The sequence below is a fragment of the Mitsuaria sp. TWR114 genome, assembly GCF_007997345.1.
Window position 1 is genome coordinate 1 of record NZ_VOSR01000691.1, and the last position, 3,005, is coordinate 3,005.

Annotated in this window: 2 protein-coding genes; one reads left to right on the forward strand and one right to left on the reverse strand. The window is 72.4% G+C overall.

Annotated elements, in window-relative coordinates:
* Positions 1 to 884 (forward strand): c-type cytochrome (locus FUT87_RS22495; protein ID WP_147242453.1); only part of this gene is annotated, 884 nt, incomplete at its 5' end.
* A gap of 110 nt (positions 885 to 994) precedes the next feature.
* On the opposite strand, the gene FUT87_RS22500 is transcribed toward FUT87_RS22495, so the two are convergent.
* Positions 995 to 2,773 carry a carbamoyltransferase C-terminal domain-containing protein gene (locus tag FUT87_RS22500; RefSeq protein WP_147242454.1) on the reverse strand — a complete coding sequence of 593 codons (1,779 nt, stop codon included), beginning with the start codon at positions 2,771 to 2,773 and terminating at the stop codon, positions 995 to 997.
* Between the last annotated feature and the right edge of the window lie 232 nt (positions 2,774 to 3,005).

Consider the following 3,005-nt stretch of genomic DNA (forward strand, 5'->3'; position numbering starts at 1 on the left):
CCGGCGTGGCGGCGGCGCTCGCGCTCGCCGGCGCCGCCGCCTTCGTCGGGCTCGGCATTTACGACGTGTCGGCGACAGGGCCGCATCTGCAGCCGGTGCATTCCTTGCTGGAATTCGCGCTCAAGCGGGCGGTGCAGCGGCGGGCGGAAGCGCACCCGCCGCCGCCGGACCTGCTGACCCGCGAGCGCGTGATGCAGGGGGCCGCCTGCTTCCGCGAGCACTGCGTCACCTGCCACGGCGCGCCCGGCGTCGCGCCGGAACCCTTCGCGCTGGGCATGCAGCCGGTGCCCAGCTCGCTGATCGAAGCCACCCGGCACTGGCGCCGCCAGGACCTGTACTGGATCACCCGCAACGGCATCAAGATGAGCGGCATGCCGGCCTGGGAGTACCGCCTCGACGACGGCGAGCTCTGGTCGGTGGTCGCCTTCCTCGACGCACTGCCGCTGATGACGCCGGACCAGTACCGGGCCTTGGTCGGAACAGGGCAGGGCGACGCCTCGCGCAGCGGCGTCGCGGCCGCCCCCGCCCTCGGCGCCGCCCTGGCCCCTGCGTCCACGCGGCGCTGCGGGGCGCTGGTCGAGGCGCCGGCGCCGCTGACGCCGGCGCTCTCCAACGCCGAACTCGCCCAGCGAGCGTTCCGTCAGCACGGCTGCACCGCCTGCCATGCGATTCCCGGCGTCGTTGGTCCGGACACCTCGAACGGGCCGCGGCTCAGCGGCCTGGCGGGCCGGGACCGCATCGGCGGCAAGGCCTTCCCGACCGAGGACGGCCTGGTCGCGTGGATCCGCGATCCCCAGGCGATCGACGCCCACACCGCCATGCCCACGCTGAGCATCAGCGAGACGCAGGCGCGGCTGATGGCGCGCTACCTGCTGGCCCACTGACGCGCGGCCCTCGCCGCCGGCCCTCATTGCCCGCGCTCGTTGCCCGCCCTTGCTGCCGGCTCTCGCTGCCGGCTCTCGCTGGTTCTTGTGCCGGCTCTCGCTGCCAAGCGTCACTTCTCCAGGATGAAGGACCCGATCACCAGCGCATCCAGCGGGGTGCTGAAGAAGGCCTCGAGCGCCGCCTTGGGCGTGCCCACGATCGGCTCGCCGCGCACGTTGAACGAGGTGTTCACCAGCACCGGCACGCCGGTGCGCTCGCCCACGGCCTGGAGCAGGTCGTGGAAGACCGGGTTGGTGGCGGCGTCCACCGTCTGCACGCGCGCGGTCCGGTCGGTGTGCAAGGCCGACGGGATGCGCTCACCGCGTCCGGGCTTGACGTTGTAGACGAAGAGCATGAACGGCGACTCGCCGCCGTTGGCGTCGGCCGGCTCGAACCAGTCGGCCAGGTCCTCGCGATTGACCGCGGGCGCCACCGGCCGGAAGTCCTCCCGGTCCTTGAGCTCGTTGAGCCGCGCCTGCATCGCCGGATCGACCGGCGAGGCCAGCAGCGAGCGCGCCCCCAGCGCGCGCGGCCCGAACTCCATCCGGCCCTGGAACCAGCCGATGATCTTGTTCCCGGCCAGCAGCGCGGCGGTCTCGGCCGCCACGTTCTCGACCTTGCGATAACGCAGCTGCGCCCACTGCAGCAGCGCCTCGATCTCCTCGTCCGAATAAGCCGGGCCGAGGTAGGCATGGTCCATCTGCCAGCGGCGCTCGGCCAACAGGACGGTGCCGTCGGTCGACGTGTCCGTCCCGCGATCCGTCTGGCCGGAGCGCGCCAGCGCGTCCACCCACAGCGCCGCGCCCAGCGCGGTGCCGGCGTCGCCGGCGGCCGGCTGCACCCAGACCTCGCGGAAGATGCCCGCGTCGCGCAGCCGCGAGTTCATGACGCAGTTCAGGGCGACGCCGCCGGCCATCGCCAGCCGATCCTCGCCGGTGCGCTCGCGCAGCCAGACCGCCAGCCGCAGCGCCGTCTCCTCCAGCACGTCCTGCAGCGAGGCCGCCAGGTCGAGGTAGGCCTCGCCCATCGCCGATCCCGGCACCCGCGCCGGGCCGAAACGCGCCGTCAGGTCCAGCGGCAGCGTGCGGTACTGGCCGTCGGCGTCCACCACCAGGTGCTCGCGCAGCAGGTCCGCATACCGCGGCGTGCCCAGCGCGGCCATGGCCATGACCTTGTACTCGTCGCTCGAATGCAGGAAGCCCAGGTGCGAGGTCACCCGCTCGTACAGCAGCCCCAGCGAATGCGGCACATGGACCTCGCCCAGCGCCTCGTAGCGGTGGTCGCGGTAGCGGCCATAGCAGGTGCTGGCCTGCTCGCCGCGGCCGTCCAGGGTCATCACCGCGCAGCTCGAGAACGGCGCGGCGAGGAAGGCGCTGGCCTGGTGGCACAGGTGATGCGGTACGAAATGCCAGCGGTAGGGCGCATCGGCATGCCGCACCCCGGCGAAGCGCTTGCGCAGGTGATGCGGCACCGCGTCGGTCAGCAGCCGCGGCGCGCTCATCACATAGGCGGCGAACAGCGGGTCCCACGGGTTCTCCCAGGGCCCGGCCTCGAAGTCCGATGGCTGCAGCGGCAGGGTGAACCGGCCGTCCGGCGCGCGGTCGCCGAGGAAGCGCCGCGGATCGAAGCTGTAGGCCACATGCGCCAGATCGCCGAGCGTCGCGCCGGCCTCCTTCAGGCAGAAGTCGATCGCGTGATAAGGCAGCTCCCAGGCCGTGAAGGGCACCGGCCGCTTGCCGTGCTTCACCCGCGTGAAGCGTTCCTCTTCGGCCGCCGCGATCACTTCGCCGTCGACCATCAGGGCCGCGGCCGAGTCGTGGAAGCTCGCATTGATGCCCAGCGTCAGCAGGCGTCGGGGGGGAAGTCGCAGTCATGGAAGCTCCGTGAGGGTTGAGGGCGAAGGGAGGAAGGGGCGGAATCGATGCGGCCGGTGGGGCGGGCGAAGAGGGCGAAGAGGGCGAAGAGGGTGGCGACAAGCCGAAGAGGGCCGCGCTCAGGCGGGCACGCGCGCGAGGTCATGCAGCGTCCGCACCAGTTCCTCGGGCACGACCGGCTTGGCCAGGTGGCGCTGGAAGCCGGCG